Source organism: Pseudoalteromonas sp. MIP2626 (assembly GCF_013414205.1).
Classification (GTDB): domain Bacteria; phylum Pseudomonadota; class Gammaproteobacteria; order Enterobacterales; family Alteromonadaceae; genus Pseudoalteromonas; species Pseudoalteromonas nigrifaciens.
In genome coordinates, this window is record NZ_JAATTW010000007.1 from 37,622 (window position 1) to 53,330 (window position 15,709).

A 15,709-nucleotide genomic window follows, 5' to 3' on the forward strand; every position below is an offset into this window, starting at 1 on the left:
ATTATTTCAACGTCATGATAGGTTTGCCTGTCATTTCAGTTGGCTGCTCCATGCCCATTAAGTGCAGCATAGTAGGCGCTACATCACTAAGCGCCTTACCCTCAGATGGTGTTGCGTCGCGGCCCACATAAATAAATGGCACCGGCTCGCTAGTATGTGCAGTATGGGCTTGGCCTGTTTTAAGGTTGGCCATTTGCTCAGCATTACCATGGTCGGCAGTAATAAGCGCTTCACCGCCATATTCGTTAAGTGCTGCTACTACGCGGCCAATACAGTGATCAACTGCTTCGCAGGCTTTAACTGCCGCTGCAAATACACCAGAGTGACCCACCATATCGCCGTTAGGGTAGTTACAAATAATAGCGTCGTATTTGCCGCTTTTAATTGCCGCAACGAGTTTGTCGGTAAGCATTTCTGAGTTCATTTCGGGCTGCAAATCGTAGGTTGCAACTTGTGGTGAAGGGATAAGCTCGCGGGTTTCACCGTTAAACTCGTCTTCGCGGCCACCACTAAAGAAAAACGTTACGTGAGCATATTTTTCGGTTTCTGAAATACGTAGTTGAGTTTTACCGTGTTTTTCAAACCATTCGCCAAGTACGTTTACCAGTGGCGTGGGGCCAAATGCAACCGGGGCGTCTATATCTGCAGCGTATTCGGTCATCATTACAAATGCGCTAAGGGCAGGTGATTTTTGTTTGGCAAAACCGTCAAAGTTAGGCTCAACAAATGCACGTGTAATTTCACGGGCGCGATCGGCTCTAAAGTTAGCAAATATAACCGTGTCGCCATCGTTAATTTGTACAGGCTCTGCGCCTGCAGGAGTAATGGTGCTTGCGGCTACAAACTCATCGTTTTCGTCGCGCTCATAAGCAGCTTCAAGTGCGCTCACGCCAGTCGGGTAGCTAAAGTCGCCTTGTGCTAACGTAAGTAAGTTATAGGCTTTTTCTACGCGGTTCCAGCGGTTGTCTCTGTCCATTGCGTAATAACGGCCAATTAGCGATGCTAAGCGGCCACATTGTAGCTTTGCAAATACTGCTTCAATGCGTTCAATAGAAGCTTTAGCACTGCGTGGAGGTGTGTCGCGGCCATCTAAAAAGCCATGAAAGTACACCTCTTTTGCACCGCGTTTTGCAGCAAGTTCAATACTTGCCACAATATGATCTTCGTGGCTGTGTACGCCGCCTGGGCTTAATAGCCCCATAATGTGCACGGCTTTATCGGCACTTACGGCTTTATCTATGTTATCGACTAGTGCAGGAGTGGAGTCAAACTCGCCATCGTTTATCGCTTTTGTTATGCGAGTGAAGTCTTGATAAACAACGCGTCCTGCGCCTAAATTAACGTGGCCAACTTCAGAGTTGCCCATTTGACCATCAGGAAGGCCTACATCAAAACCCGAAGCTGAAATTAATGTGCGCGGGCGGGTGGCCCATAATTCATCTAATACAGGGGTGTTTGCAGCCAGAATCGCATTACTTTGCTCATCTTCGCGGTATCCCCAGCCATCTAAAATCATTAATACCAGTGGTTTTTTATGCTCTGACATAGTCACTCCTCAAGGTTAACGTTGCGATAAAACACGCTAACATTACCGCTAACATGCTGATGCTAAGCATACCGTGTTTTATAGCTAGGATCAGCAATCAAAATAAGATATTAAAACTTTTTAATATCTGGCTAAAAATTAACAACAAGCTGTTACTTTGTTCTTACTAAAAACACCTCGTAAAAGCGTATTATGCTTTGCCTTAACTCGCATTTTTAGCTGATTTGGGTATACTTGCGCAGCTAATACCAATTTTATTAAAAACATGCACATTCTAGCTGATTAAATAGCTCACTAACTGCGTTAAAAATAATTTATATAGAACAACTATATATCATCATTTTTTACTTGTTATTGAATCATTTATTGACGCTACAATAGCCCATTAATTTAATGCAATTGGTATAATACCAACTTTATTAAAGCGCTGTGTATGTGAGTAAGGTAAATTAGGTATATATTGTGTTTAAAATTTTTACAGAAGTGAGTACTCCTGTTTAAATTTTATGTTGTTTGTGGGTAGCTTACCTCTTGTTATACTTGCTTATAGGGTTAATGCAATTGGTATTGAACGAAAAAAATAGCTAAAACATCACGTTTTAGGATGTAATTTTATAGTGGATGTCGAATGGATCAATATATTGAATTTATCACCAATCACCCAATTTTAAGTGCAGCTTGGGTGGGTATTGTGTTTCTTATTGTTAGTGGTTGGATCAAAAGTAAACTCTCAGCAGTGCGCCAAATAAACCCTCAGCAGTTAACGCTGCTTATCAACCGTGAAGACGGTCAAGTTATTGATATGCGTGCGCAAAAAGAGTTTAACACCGGACATATTGCCGGTGCTCAGCATTTAAGCCCTGAAAATGCGAAAAAATCTGACTTTTCAAACCTTGAAAAGTATAAGAGTAAACCCATTATATTGGTATGTACTACAGGCATGACCGCTTCAGGAACTGCAACCGCTATGCATAAAGCGGGTTTTGAGCAGGTAAGTGTGTTATCTGGTGGTATGGGCGCGTGGCAATCTGCGAGCTTACCAACTACAACCGGTCGCTAATAAATATTAGCAGTCCGATAGAGGATATATTATGAGTAATGTTGTTTTATACACCAAAGCGTATTGCCCTTTTTGTCAACGTGCTCGTGCACTTTTAGACAGTAAAGGTGTGCAATACACAAACTTTGATATTGGTGTACAGCCTGAGCTGCGCGATGAAATGATCGCCAAAGCAGGCGGCGCAAGCACGGTACCGCAAATCTTTATTAATGATGAGCATATAGGTGGCTGCGACGACATGATGGCAATAGAAGCACAAGGTCAACTTGATAAAAAGCTAAATGCCACACTAAACGCTTAAATTTTAACTAATTATAATAACGAACAGGTTAAGGATTACAATGAACGAAGAAACGCAAAACGCAGCAGCACAACAAGAAACTGGCGCACAATTTACTATTCAACGTATTTACACAAAAGACGTGTCGTTTGAAACGCCAAATTCTCCAGCTATTTTTCAAAAAGAATGGACACCAGAAGTTAAGTTAGACCTAGACACTCGCTCTAATAAGTTAGACGAAGGTGTATTTGAAGTGGTTTTAGCACTAACAGTGACTGCATCTATTGGCGAAGAAACGGCCTTTTTATGTGAAATTCAACAAGCAGGTATTTTTACTATTGCTGACGTTGAAGAAACACAACTTGCTCATATGCTTGGTGCATTTTGCCCTAACGTATTGTTTCCATATGCGCGTGAAGCAGTTTCTAACCTTGTTAACCGTGGTACTTTTCCACAGCTTAACCTTGCGCCAGTTAACTTTGACGCATTATTTGCACAATACATGCAACAACGCACAGCGCAAGCTGAGCAGGCATCAGTAGACGCTTAAATTATGAGTACAGCAACTTCAGCTGTTACTGTATTAGGGGCGGGGTCTTATGGCACCGCCCTTGCTATTTGTTTAGCCCGAAATGGTCACCAAGTGACACTTTGGGGGCGCAATAGCGACGACGTTGCCACGCTTGCAGCTGAGCGAAAAAATCAACGTTACTTACCTGATATTCCTTTTCCCGACACTTTAACTCTTGAAGCCGACTTACAACGTGCTGCTGCAAGTAATGAAATAGTGTTAGTGGTTGTGCCTAGTCATGCATTTGGCGACACCTTAAAGCAAATTAAACCAGCTTTACAGCAAGGCGCAAAAGTTGCGTGGGCAACTAAAGGGTTAGAGCCAAATACCGGACGCTTATTACAAGAAGTTGCAGTACAAGAGCTTGGTGATGCAATTCCATTAGCGGTGCTTTCGGGGCCAACATTTGCTAAAGAAATGGCAATGGGATCACCTACTGCTATTTCGGTTTCATCCACCTCTACAGAGTTTGCACAACAGTTAGCTGATTTACTGCATTGCGGTCGCTCATTTAGAGTGTACAACAATGATGATTTTATTGGCATACAGCTAGGTGGTGCGGTTAAAAACGTGATTGCTATTGGTGCAGGCATTTCCGACGGCGTAGGTTTTGGCGCTAATGCACGCACGGCACTAATTACTCGCGGCCTTGCTGAACTAACACGCTTAGGCTGTGCTTTGGGCGCAAAACCCGAAACCTTTATGGGGATGGCAGGCCTTGGCGATTTAATTTTAACCTGCACAGATAACCAATCGCGTAATCGTCGTTTTGGTTTGGCGTTAGGTAAAGGCGAAAGCGTAGAGGCTGCAATAGAGTCTATAGGCCAAGTGGTCGAAGGCTTTAGAAACACTAAAGAAGTGTATTTATTAGCGCAGCGCAGCGGTGTAGAAATGCCAATCACCGAGCAAATCTATAAAGTACTGTACGAAAATAAAGACATGAAAGAAGCGGCTATGGCTTTATTAGGCCGAGAGCAGCGCTCAGAATAAAAGGGCAGCTTTCATTAAAGCTAGGTTTTAGGTAGACATTAGCCAAGCTCAGTGTTTTGGTTAAACCGCAGGCGGGCTTTATGTCGCGCAGGTTAATCTTTAAACCTGCGCGAGGTAAGCTCCCCCCTACAAGTTAGGCGCTTGGTTTATTCACTTACCTAAAACCTTGCGCCTAAAACTATTTACTTCTTACTTCGCGCCCGGAAACCCAAGCTGGCGCCATGATTCATACACAAACACCGAAACCGCGTTAGATAAGTTCATACTGCGGCTATTGGCTTGCATCGGAATGCGTACCCGTTGCTCGTTTGGAAGCGATTGAATTAGCTCATCCGGAAGGCCGCGCGTTTCAGGGCCAAATACTAAACAGTCGCCGGCCTCGTATTGTGCCTGATGATGAAATTGGCTACCTTTAGTGGTGCAAGCGTATATTTTTTTAGGCTTGCATGCTTCTAGGTAAGCTTCAAACGAAGCATGGCGCTGTACATGGCTAAATTCATGATAATCAAGGCCGGCACGTTTTATTCGTTTGTCATCCCATGCAAAGCCAAGTGGCTCAATTAAATGTAGCGAATAGCCCGTATTTGCACATAAGCGAATAATATTACCCGTATTCGGTGGGATTTCAGGTTGGTATAAAACAATATCCAGCATAACGAGCCTTATAAAATAGTCAGTAATTTAACGATTTGCAGTATACACAGAAAGCGTGTAAAAAACTGATATACTCACTTTATTCAATACACTTATTAACGGATAAATACGTGCATAATCGCAGTTACGAATTTTGGGTAAAAACCTCTAGTTTAGTCACTATGGTCATGGTGAGCTTAATGATTGCAGCTAAAACCTGGGCATGGCTTGCCTCGGGTTCAGCGTCAATGCTGGGCTCATTAACCGATTCACTCATGGATATTACCGCCACAGCTATGAGTTTTTTAGTATTAGGTTATGCGCTGCGCCCCGCCGATGACGACCACCGTTTTGGTCACGGTAAAGCCGAAGCGCTCGCTGGGCTAGGGCAGGCCGCATTTATTGCAGGTTCTGGCTGTTTATTAGCGTTTCATAGTATAGAGCGCTTGTTTAATCCTTTAGAGCTCACTCATTCATTGTTAGGTGTATGGGTAAGTATTTTTGCCATTGCCTGTACATTAGTGATTGTATTTGTACAAAATAAAGTAGTTAAACATACCGAATCTATTGCAATAAAGGCCGACTCAGTACATTACAAAGGTGACTTGATTTTAAATGCTGCGGTACTACTGGCTATTTTACTCTCGTATTATGGTGTGTTGTACGCGGACCCTATTTTTGCAGTTGGCGTTGCCGGTTACCTACTTTATAACAGTTGGGATATAGCCCGAGATAGCGCAGATCACTTAATGGACAAAGAGCTGCCAGACGAAGAAAAACAACGTATTTTAGATGTATCGAAAAGCCATATCGATGTGCGCGGTGTACACGGTGTGCGTACTCGACAAGGTGGGAAAGTTAAGTTTATTCAATTACATTTAGAGCTAGATGATCACCTAAGCTTAATTCGCGCGCACAACGTAGCCGATGAAGTAGAGGCAATGATCACTAAAGAATTTGAGTCAGAAGTTGATATTCTAATTCACCTAGACCCTTTGTCTTCCGTGGAACTGAGTGACACTGAGGGAGCCGCAGTAACTGAAGCGTAAGCAAAGCTGGTATCTCAGGTTAAAACCAAGCAAACACCGGATTTAACCTGATACCTTTGCCGTAGACGTGAGTTTACCTCGCGCAGGGTTTTAAAAATTTAACAAGCGCGGCATAAAGCCCCGCCTACGGTTTAACCCAAACACCGAGCTTGGCTAATTCCTACCAAAACCTGACGTCTAATACCTCAAATCTAAACCTTTGCCGTAGGCGTGAGTTTAGTTTACCTCGCGCAGGGTTTTAAAAGCTTGACAAGCGCGGCATAAAGCGCCTCCTATGGTTAACCTAAACACCGAGCTTGGTTTTTTCTACCTAAAACCTGACGCCTAATACCTAAAACCTGCTCTTCCACACCTATTCACAAAACTGGTACAAACTTGTTAGCAATGGCTGGCGTATTTCATCACGTTCAAATAACAGTTCGTGTTTAGCGCCGGCAAAGCTCTTTATTATTGCCTGGTTATGTCGGTTTGCTAATTTATATTGCGCGGCGTTATCTACTACTTCGTCGCGCTCTGCGCTGGCAATAAACAGCGGAATATTAATGTTTAACTTATCAACCGATGCAATAAAGGTAAATGCGGCTTGTAGCCAACCATAGGTTACGCCACCAAGTTGCAGTAGTGGGTCTTGATAAGTTTGCCTAAAGTTTTTATAACGCACTTGGCTGCTAGTTAATGAGTTTAAAGCAAACTCTTCTGGGCTGTAATCGTTTTGCCCTAGGGCATAACTTTGTGAAAAACCGAAAAAAACAGCTGCGTTAGCAATTAGTTTTGCCAGCGGTTTTGGGGTGTTTTTAGTGTGAATATCAAACATAGGTGCCGATAAAAACAACCCACTAAAGTTATTTTCAAAATGAGCTAAATAGTCAAAGGCAATTGCGCCGCCCATTGAATGGCCAAGCAGTATTTTTTTGCCTTGCCAGTGGTTATCAACAATTTGTTGATTAAATAAATGCAGGTCGTGGCGATAATCAGTAAAGCATTTTACATAGCCTTTATGCTTATTAGCTAACTGTCGGTAAGAGCGACCTTGCCCTTGATGATCAACAATAAACACGGCAAAATTATTAGTGTACAGTTCCCACAATAGCTCTTTGTATTTATCAAGCCCTTCAATGCGCCCTGAGCTAATAACAATCGCGGTATGCGCATGCTCAGGTTTTGCATAGGCGTAAAATAACTGCCCGGCAGGGGTATTTAAATAGGCTTTAACTAGGGTGTTGTTATAAAAATCATTAATACTGGGTTGATTATCAACAAGCTCGTTTTCACTACTGTAAAACATTCTCTACTCTTTTATTATTGGCAAAGTAATTATGGCGCACAGGCCACCTTGTGGTTTATTTGATAAAACCAAGCTGCCGCCATGAGCAATAATGGCATTTTTGGCAATTGCTAAACCTAAACCCGTGCCACCACTCACTCGGTCTCGCGCATCTGACTGCCTAAAAAACGGCTCACATAGCTTACTAAGCTGGTTATTTGGTACACCTGGGCCATCATCACATATTTCAATATAAATGGCATCACCGTGTTTTAGGGTAAGGCTAATAGTGTGCTGCGCATATTTAATCGCGTTGCGCAGTAAGTTTTCCAGTGCGCTGGCAATTAGCGCTTCATCGCAATTTAGTGTTACCGCCGCCGAGCCGCTTACTTGCAGTTGCTTGTTGTGCTGTTTTGCTTCAAAGGTGGCATCGTTAAGTACATGATCAACAATATCTTGCAGTGACTGTTTGTGTAGCGATAACGCTTGGCTATTTGCCTCTAAGCGCGACACTTGCAATACATCGGCAATCATTTTATCAAGCTGGTTGGCTTCTTTTTCTATGCGAAGTAAATACGATTGGCTGGCTTCGTTAGCTTGCATTTGCGCAAGGCCTGTCGCCATTTTTAAGCGAGTAAGCGGCGAACGTAGCTCGTGTGATATATCAGCCAGTAGGCGCTTTTGTGCGCTAATTAATTGCGCTAATTGGTCGGCCATACGGTTAAAGTCGCGCCCTAATATTCCCAGCTCATCTTTACGATTTACCGAAATTGCGGCGCGCGCTGTTAAATCCCCCGCAGAGAGTTTTATAGCGGCTTTTTTTAAGCTATTAATAGGGGCAATTAAGTTACGGCTAAATAAAAAACTTAAAATAAGTGAGGCAATTATAGCAATTGATATTTTTATCCAACCCGGCATTAACTTTAACCGCAGATATAGCGGCGTATGGTTGTAAATATCTATTTCATATAAATAAAAATCACCTTCAGGTACTCTAATTTTTATTGGCCCAATTGCTTGGTATTTTTCGGTATAAATAACTTGCGGCGGCATGCTCTTAGTAAAGTTAAGTAAGCTTAAATCAACATCGGCGGGTATGCTTTTATTTGTTAGCGAATCCTCTAGCTGCTCTGCATTTAAATATAAAAGCTTACCATTAGTACGCCGAGGGTGCTTTAGCGTATCGTTAAGCGAACGCTTGTGCTTTATGGTAGAACGCTCAATGTTTTTAGCGGTATAAGCTAAGTTTTTTTCCATCGGGCCATGCAAAGGGTTATAACTAACAGAGTTAATAGTTGTAACACTACTTAAAAATATAAGTGCCGCACCTGTGCCAATAATAGTTAACCAAAACCAAGTAAAGATTTTAAAAAACAAATAGTGCCGAGGATGCTTAAGCCAGCTAAAACTTGCCAATTTATTCGCCTTGAATGAAGACATAGCCCGTCCCTCTAATGGTTTTAATTAGCTCGTTAGGTAGGTGTTCAGCTATTTTTTTACGAATGTTGCTAACGTGCATATCAATAGAGCGATCAAACGAGGCTAAGCGCCTGCCAAGTACATCTTCACTTATTTGCTCTTTACTAACTACTTCACCAGCGCGCTTGGCTAGGAGTGCGAGTATTTCGTATTCGGTGCCAGTAAGGGTTAAGGTTGTTTGTTTAATTAAGGCTTCACGAGCAGCCAAATTAATAGTAATACCGTTAACCACTAATTTATTATTGCTAGTGGCATTCATGGTGGTTATATGTTCAATACGGCGCGTAATTGCTTTAACTCGAGCAAGTAACTCACGGTGATTAAAAGGTTTAGGTATGTAATCGTCTGCGCCAAGTTCAAGGCCAAAAATACGATCAAAATCTTCGCCTTTGGCGGTAAGCATAATTACCGGTGTAAGCTTGGTTTGCCTAAGTTGTTTAAGTACTTCAAAACCATCAAGGGTAGGCAGCATTACATCAAGTAGTATTAGTGCGTAGTCGTTCGCTTGCGCTAGTTTTAAGCCCTGCTCGCCGTCGTGTACGCTTTGCACGTTAAATCCTTGCGCGGTTAAATACTCGCTTAATAGCTCACACAAACCTGTGTCGTCATCAATCATTAATAGTTTCATTTTCAAACCCTTGGGTTGTGCCGTATGAGCTGATTTTACCTGCTAAATAGTACAAAAGTGAATCTTTACATAACCTTTACACTGCTTTGCGTTACTTTGCATTGCAGCGGGTATAGTTACCTCAACAGATTAAAACAACCAATCCAATAGTAAAGGTAATGATTATGACTAAAGTAAATACACTTTCAAAACTAGTACTTATTTGTGGCTTAGCAACCGCTACTTTCGGTGCAACCAGTGTTATGGCCAAAGGCGATATGCATAAGCAAGGTCGCCACTCACAAGCGCACTTTTTACTATCGGAGCGCGGCGCTGATAAACTCGATTTAACACAAGAGCAGCAAACTAAATTAGAAGCTATATTTGCAGCACAAAAAACGCAAATGCAAGCACTTAAAGGCACCGACAAAGAAGCGCGTAAAGCACAGCGCACCGCTCACAAAGCTAAAATGGAAAGCTTATTATCGGCAGCAACATTTGACGAAAATGCAGCAAAAGAGCTACTAGCTCAACGCTACGAAAAAGGTGAAGAAATGGGTTTAATTAAATTAAAAACTCAGCACCAAGTGTGGCAAGTTCTAAATGCAGAGCAGCAAGAAAAGTTTGCAAAAATGCAAAAGCGCATGGGTAAGAAAAAACATTCAAAATAGTCGGTGTTTAAATTACCCGTAGGCGGGGCTTTATGCCGCGCTGGTTAAATTTAAAAACTGCGCGAGGTAAACTCCCGCCTGCAAACTCCAGACAAAAGTAAAAGCCAAGATCGGTGTTTAAATTACCCGTAGGCAGGGCTTTATGCCGCGCTGGTTAAAACTTAAAAACTATTGCGCGAGGTAAACTCCCGCCTACAAACTCCAGACAAAAGACAAAGCCAAGCTCGGTGTTTAAATTACTCGTAGGCGGGGCTTTATGCCGCGCTGGTTAAAACTTAAAAACTATTGCGCGAGGTAAACTCCCGCCTACAAACTCCAGACAAAAGACAAAGCCAAGCTCGGTGTTTAAATTACCCGTAGGCGGGGCTTTATGCCGCGGTGGTTAAATTTAAAAAACTGCGCGAGGTAAGCTCCCGCCTACAAATTCCAGACAAAAGTAAAAGCCAAGCAAGGTGCTTGGCTTATATACTTTGCTGCTCTCTAAACCTATTTATTACTTAAAAAAGTCATCTTCATTTTTTGCCATCATGGCTTCTATGTCTTCAATCATGTCTTGGCTAAAATCTTCAGCTGAAGTGATAGGGGCTGAAATTCTGTTATTTTCAAACGACCATTCGCCTAAATCAATAAGCTGACAACGTTTTGAACAAAATGGGCGGTGTGGGCTTTGCTCTGACCATTCAACCTTACTTTTACAGGTTGGGCAGTTAACAATAGTTGGCATAGTAATCTCTCAATCTTGTTTTAAATGGTGCTGTCTAATAGCCAAACTCTAAGTCAGTTTAAATGCTTTTAGTATTGTATTGGCTTTTATAGAGTCGTATCATTTTTCTGATACCTGATACCTGATACCTGATACCTGATACCTGATACCTGATACCTGATATTAAAAACTCGTTACCCGATTAATCTCAGCTAGCGAGGTCATGCCGTCGGCGGCTTTACGAATGCCCGATAAACGCAGGTTATTAAATCCGGCTTTAAGCGACACTTCAGCTATTTCTAGTGAGTTACCACCGCGCATAATAATTTGTGCTATTTCTGGGGTAATTTTCATTACTTCGTAAATACCTACACGACCTTTATAACCATCGGTACAGTTTTCGCAACCTTTAGGAGCATACAAGGTCATTTCACTAATTTGCTGCTGGCTAAAACCTTGACGTAGCAGTTCTTCGCTAGGTAGGTTTTCAGGTGTTTTACACTTAGGGCATAAGCGACGCGCTAGCCGCTGAGCTATAATTAAGCTTATTGAACTTGCTACGTTATACGCCGGTACGCCCATGTTTAATAAGCGAGTAATGGTTTCGGGTGCTGAGTTTGTATGCAAGGTCGAAAGCACTAAGTGACCTGTTTGCGCCGCTTTAATAGATATTTCGGCGGTTTCTAGGTCACGTATTTCACCTACCATTACTACATCGGGATCTTGGCGTAAAAATGCCCGTAGTGCGTTAGCAAAAGTCATATCGGCTTTAATATTAATTTGTACTTGGTTAACCCCTTCAAGGTTAATTTCTACTGGATCTTCTGCGGTACTAATATTACGCTCAGGCTGGTTTAATATATTTAAGCCGGTGTAAAGCGATACCGTTTTACCCGAGCCAGTAGGCCCTGTTACTAATATCATTCCTTGTGGTTGCTCAAGCGCATCCAAATACAGCTTTTTTTGCTCGGGTTCGTAACCTAATACATCAATGCCAAGCATGGCGCTAGATGAATCAAGAATACGCATTACAATTTTTTCGCCCCATAAGGTGGGCATGGTGCTTACCCGAAAGTCGATACTTTTACGCTCGGTTATTTTTAGCTTTATGCGGCCATCTTGTGGTTTACGTTTTTCGGCAATATCAAGGCGCGACATTACTTTAATACGCGCCGAAAGCTTAGTAGCTAAACTGTTTGGTGGGCTGGCTACTTCGTGCAAAATGCCGTCAATTCTAAAACGAATTCGGTATTTGTGCTCGTAGGGTTCAAAGTGTAAATCAGATGCACCTTTTTTAATCGCATCCATTAATATTTTATTGATGTAAACAATGATTGGCGCATCGTCTTTATCATCGTCTTTAGTGGTGTCTTTTTGTATATCGGCGTCTAGTTCGGCAAACTCTTTAAACTCGTCATCACTTAAATTTAAGCTGCCAGTGGCATCAAGTAATTGTTCTATTTTTTTATCGAGTTGAATGTAGTCAACCACTACCACTTCGCAAGACAAGCCGGTACTAAATTCAAAGTTTTCAAATGCGCCGTAATCGGTAGGATCAGAGGCGGCAATATACACTTTTCTGCCTTTTTGTACTAAAGGCAAAATATGATGCTTACGGATCAGTTTTTCTTTTACTAACTCAGGAGAAATAAGTGCAGTATTAAAGTCTTTTAAATCAAAAAAAGGCACCCTAAATAAATCAATGCATTGCGCCGCTAAATCTTTACTGTCAATTTTTCCGCATTTAGCAATAAGCTCAGCAGTAGAGGCAAACTCTTGCTGTTTAGTTTTTACTATATCGGCATCAACACGGCCAAGGGTAATAAATTTTCTTAATAACGGTGAGTTAATATTCATTGCGCACCTGGTTAAATCCTTCAATAGTTAGCAATTTATCAGAAAAAAGCAGGGATTACATTGCCCATCACAATCTAGGCTAATTTTAGCAATTAAAATAGCTATTTTTGTAATTTATGGCTATTTTAACGCCAATTTTAAATAGCCTTTATGCAAAGCTATTAAGTCGTGTTTAACCAAAGCTAAGCTGCGATCGTTATTTAAAATATCATCTGCTTGTTGTTGCTTTTGTTCACGCGACATTTGCGCGGCAATAATACTATTTACTTGCTCTAAGCTTATGTTATCACGTTTAACCGTGCGCTCTATTTGCACGTTTTTTGGCACGTCTATAAGTAAAGTGCGGTTACAGTATTTATCTAGGCCGTTTTCAAAAAGTAGCGGGGCAACAAGTACCACATAAGGGCTGGTGGCATTATTTAAATCGGTAATAATTTGCTGGCGAATAAGTGGATGTAATAGGGTATTTAACCAGTTTTTATGCTCATTATTGCTAAAAACTAGCTCGCGTAAAGCACTGCGGTTTAAATTGCCGTTGGCTAAGAGTATATCAGCACCAAAGTGTGCAACAATTGCCTTTAGCCCTGCGCTGCCTGGTTCAACTACTTGGCGCGCAATAATATCGGCATCAACAACGCAAATATCCAACGCTTCAAGCATATTGCTTACAGCCGTTTTACCACAGCCTATACCGCCAGTTAAACCCAGCACCCAATTATTTATGTTTGTTACTTTAACCGCTTGTTCGCTCATATTAGTAGCCAATTAAATTAAAGTAGCTAGCTTGTAATTGCTCGCCCCATAACATGGTGATCCAGCCTGCAATAGCTAGGTAGGGGCCAAACGGAATGGGGGTGGCTTTGTCTTTACCTTGAATAGTTAATAGCGCAATACCAATAATGGCGCCCACTACGCTCGAGAGCAAAATAATAGTCAATAACGATTGCCAGCCAAGCAAAGCACCAAAAACGGCAAGTAATTTAAAGTCGCCATAGCCCATGCCTTCTTTACCGGTAAGTAATTTAAATAACCAAAATACGCTCCACAAACTTAAATAGCCGCAAGCAGCACCAACAATGGCATCAGTTGGGGTAACGGTATAGCCAAGTACTGCTGCAATAAGTGCCAGCCATACAAGCGGTAGGGTAATTTGGTCGGGCAGTAACATATGGTCAATATCAATAAAGGTAAGTGCCACTAAAGCCCAACTAACTGCTATATAAAGTAAAGCCTGCTCGGTAGCGCCCAGCTTATACGCAACCACTAGGCTCAATAGTGCAGTTATTGCCTCTACAATAGGGTAGCGAGCCGATATAGGGTTACTACAACTGGCGCATTTACCTTTTAAAAATAACCAGCTAACAACGGGTATATTTTGCCACGCTTTAATTGCAGTTTTACATTTAGGGCAGGTAGAGTTGGGTTTTACTAAATTAAAAGTTGAGTTTAAAGACTCGCTTTCATCTGCTTTATTACTTTTAAGTTCGCTTTCTAAAAGCAAGCGACATTCGCCTTGCCATTCGTGTTGCATCATTAGTGGCAAGCGGTAAATAACCACATTTAAAAAGCTGCCAACACACAAACTCACCAAGCCAATAGTGGTTAAATAAAACCATAATTGGCTTTGCATTACTTCTATAATACTTTGCATATAACGACCGAATAATTAAATAACAGGTTTAAAAAACTAAATAACAGAGCCAAGTTGGAATATAGGCAAATACATGGCAACAATTAAACCACCAACCAATACGCCAAGTACCGCCATAATTAATGGTTCTAGCAAGCTTGAGAGCCCATCTACCGCATCATCAACTTCTTGCTCATAAATAGTAGCGACTTTACCTAGCATGCCATCGAGCGAGCCGGACTCTTCACCAATAGCCACCATTTGTATTACCATATCGGGGAATATTTTGGAGTTACGCATTGCCCAGTTCATTTGGTTACCCGAGCTAACCTCGGCTTTAATATCTAAAATAGCATAACGATAAACCGCATTACCTGAGGCACCTGCAGCAGAATCCAGCGCATCAACTAGCGGCACACCAGCAGCAAAAGTGGTCGAAAGCGTGCGGGCATAACGGGCAACAGCGGCTTTATTTAAAATCATACCAATAACGGGGAGCTTTAATACTGCTCGGTCGGTAGCATCGCGGAGTTTTAAGCTTTTTAGCTTGGCTTCTTTAAACGCCCAGCCAAAGGCAACTAACGCAATAAGAATAACCCACCAATACGCTTGCATAAAATTTGATATATCAATTACAAATAAGGTGAAAGCAGGGAGTTCAGCGCCAAAACCTGCAAAAATATCCTGAAACTGCGGTACTACAAATATTAGCAATATTGAGGTAACAATACCTGCTATAACCAATACAGAAATAGGGTAAAACATCGCTTTTTTAATTTTTGATTTAAGCGCTTCAGACTTCTCTTTATAAATAGCCACGCGGTCGAATATTTTATCTAAAGCACCAGATTGTTCACCCGATGCCACTAAATCACAATATAAATCATCAAAATAACGCGGGTGGCGTCGCAGGGCTTGCGATAACGGTTGGCCAGCCTTTACTTCATCAGCAATGGTTTCCATCAGTTTACTTACACTTTTATTGGATGAGCCCGAACCGATCATTTCAATTGACTGAATTAGCGGTACACCCGCCATCAGCATGGTTGCTATTTGTCGAGTCACCAAAGCAATATCTTTTGGGGTTATTTTTTGTTTACTTGCGATACCAAATAAGGGCTTTGCTTTACGTTTTACTTTAGAGGGAGTAATGCCTTGTTTGCGCAGTTGTGCTTTTACTAAAGCAACACTTGAACCTGTAAGTTCACCTTCTAAGCGCTTCCCGCGAGTGCTGACACCGATCCACTGAAAAGTATCGAGTCCTTTTTCTTCTTGTTTTTTTGCCATTAAAGCACCCAATCTAATTAAATGTATTTATTACTAAAGCATAACTTAAACTAATGATTCTTGGTATGAAAGTTGTTCAATT

At 41.7% G+C, this 15,709-nt stretch carries 16 protein-coding genes; 6 read left to right on the plus strand and 10 right to left on the minus strand.

The window, feature by feature from the left end:
* Window position 1: 1 nt before the first annotated feature.
* A complete protein-coding gene (gpmM, locus tag HC000_RS05795; RefSeq protein WP_089367686.1) occupies window positions 2–1,546 on the minus strand; it encodes a 2,3-bisphosphoglycerate-independent phosphoglycerate mutase in 1,545 nt (514 codons plus the stop codon).
* A 628-nt stretch (window positions 1,547–2,174) separates the two neighbouring features.
* Here gpmM and HC000_RS05800 point away from each other — a divergent pair.
* From HC000_RS05800 to gpsA, 4 genes are read left to right on the plus strand one after another with little or no spacing between them, the layout of a single operon-like run.
* Window positions 2,175–2,606 carry a rhodanese-like domain-containing protein gene (locus tag HC000_RS05800; RefSeq protein WP_011327078.1) on the plus strand — a complete coding sequence of 144 codons (432 nt, stop codon included), beginning with the start codon at window positions 2,175–2,177 and terminating at the stop codon, window positions 2,604–2,606.
* A gap of 31 nt (window positions 2,607–2,637) precedes the next feature.
* Window positions 2,638–2,907: a glutaredoxin 3 gene (gene grxC, locus HC000_RS05805; RefSeq protein ID WP_011327079.1), complete on the plus strand. Its 270-nt coding sequence runs from the start codon at window positions 2,638–2,640 to the stop codon at window positions 2,905–2,907.
* Window positions 2,908–2,947: 40 nt separating this feature from the next.
* A complete protein-coding gene (gene secB / locus HC000_RS05810) occupies window positions 2,948–3,436 on the plus strand; it encodes a protein-export chaperone SecB (RefSeq protein WP_011327080.1) in 489 nt (162 codons plus the stop codon).
* Between the two features lie 3 nt (window positions 3,437–3,439).
* Window positions 3,440–4,447: an NAD(P)H-dependent glycerol-3-phosphate dehydrogenase gene (gene gpsA, locus HC000_RS05815; protein ID WP_011327081.1), complete on the plus strand. Its 1,008-nt coding sequence runs from the start codon at window positions 3,440–3,442 to the stop codon at window positions 4,445–4,447.
* Between the two features lie 189 nt (window positions 4,448–4,636).
* Here gpsA and trmL read toward each other — a convergent pair whose 3' ends face one another.
* Window positions 4,637–5,101 (minus strand): tRNA (uridine(34)/cytosine(34)/5-carboxymethylaminomethyluridine(34)-2'-O)-methyltransferase TrmL, encoded by a 465-nt coding sequence (gene trmL, locus HC000_RS05820; protein WP_011327082.1) that lies wholly within the window; start codon window positions 5,099–5,101, stop codon window positions 4,637–4,639.
* A gap of 110 nt (window positions 5,102–5,211) precedes the next feature.
* On the opposite strand from trmL, the gene HC000_RS05825 reads away from it, so the two are divergent.
* Window positions 5,212–6,129 (plus strand): cation diffusion facilitator family transporter, encoded by a 918-nt coding sequence (locus HC000_RS05825; RefSeq protein WP_179807184.1) that lies wholly within the window; start codon window positions 5,212–5,214, stop codon window positions 6,127–6,129.
* A gap of 352 nt (window positions 6,130–6,481) precedes the next feature.
* Here HC000_RS05825 and HC000_RS05830 read toward each other — a convergent pair whose 3' ends face one another.
* From HC000_RS05830 to HC000_RS05840, 3 genes are read right to left on the minus strand one after another with little or no spacing between them, the layout of a single operon-like run.
* A complete protein-coding gene (locus tag HC000_RS05830; RefSeq protein WP_179807185.1) occupies window positions 6,482–7,414 on the minus strand; it encodes an alpha/beta fold hydrolase in 933 nt (310 codons plus the stop codon).
* A gap of 3 nt (window positions 7,415–7,417) precedes the next feature.
* A complete protein-coding gene (locus HC000_RS05835; protein WP_179807186.1) occupies window positions 7,418–8,833 on the minus strand; it encodes an ATP-binding protein in 1,416 nt (471 codons plus the stop codon).
* Window positions 8,811–9,500 (minus strand): response regulator transcription factor, encoded by a 690-nt coding sequence (locus tag HC000_RS05840; RefSeq protein WP_179807187.1) that lies wholly within the window; start codon window positions 9,498–9,500, stop codon window positions 8,811–8,813. Before HC000_RS05840 ends, HC000_RS05835 begins: the two co-directional genes overlap by 23 nt.
* Window positions 9,501–9,664: 164 nt before the next feature.
* On the opposite strand from HC000_RS05840, the gene HC000_RS05845 reads away from it, so the two are divergent.
* Window positions 9,665–10,150: a Spy/CpxP family protein refolding chaperone gene (locus HC000_RS05845; RefSeq protein ID WP_179807188.1), complete on the plus strand. Its 486-nt coding sequence runs from the start codon at window positions 9,665–9,667 to the stop codon at window positions 10,148–10,150.
* 493 nt (window positions 10,151–10,643) lie between these two features.
* Here the strand turns inward: HC000_RS05845 and yacG are convergent, their stop codons facing one another.
* The 5 genes from yacG to HC000_RS05870 all read right to left on the minus strand — a co-directional run bounded on the left by yacG (window position 10,644) and on the right by HC000_RS05870 (window position 15,627).
* A complete protein-coding gene (yacG, locus tag HC000_RS05850) occupies window positions 10,644–10,874 on the minus strand; it encodes a DNA gyrase inhibitor YacG (protein ID WP_011327088.1) in 231 nt (76 codons plus the stop codon).
* A 162-nt stretch (window positions 10,875–11,036) separates the two neighbouring features.
* Window positions 11,037–12,710, minus strand: a complete 1,674-nt coding sequence (gene pilB, locus HC000_RS05855) for a type IV-A pilus assembly ATPase PilB (protein WP_179807189.1) — start codon at window positions 12,708–12,710, stop codon at window positions 11,037–11,039.
* Between the two features lie 120 nt (window positions 12,711–12,830).
* Window positions 12,831–13,463 carry a dephospho-CoA kinase gene (gene coaE, locus HC000_RS05860; RefSeq protein WP_179807190.1) on the minus strand — a complete coding sequence of 211 codons (633 nt, stop codon included), beginning with the start codon at window positions 13,461–13,463 and terminating at the stop codon, window positions 12,831–12,833.
* A 1-nt stretch (window position 13,464) separates the two neighbouring features.
* Entirely contained in the window at window positions 13,465–14,361 is an 897-nt protein-coding gene (locus HC000_RS05865; protein WP_179807191.1) for an A24 family peptidase, read from the minus strand.
* Between the two features lie 36 nt (window positions 14,362–14,397).
* Window positions 14,398–15,627, minus strand: a complete 1,230-nt coding sequence (locus HC000_RS05870; RefSeq protein WP_179807192.1) for a type II secretion system F family protein — start codon at window positions 15,625–15,627, stop codon at window positions 14,398–14,400.
* Window positions 15,628–15,709 lie beyond the last annotated feature (82 nt).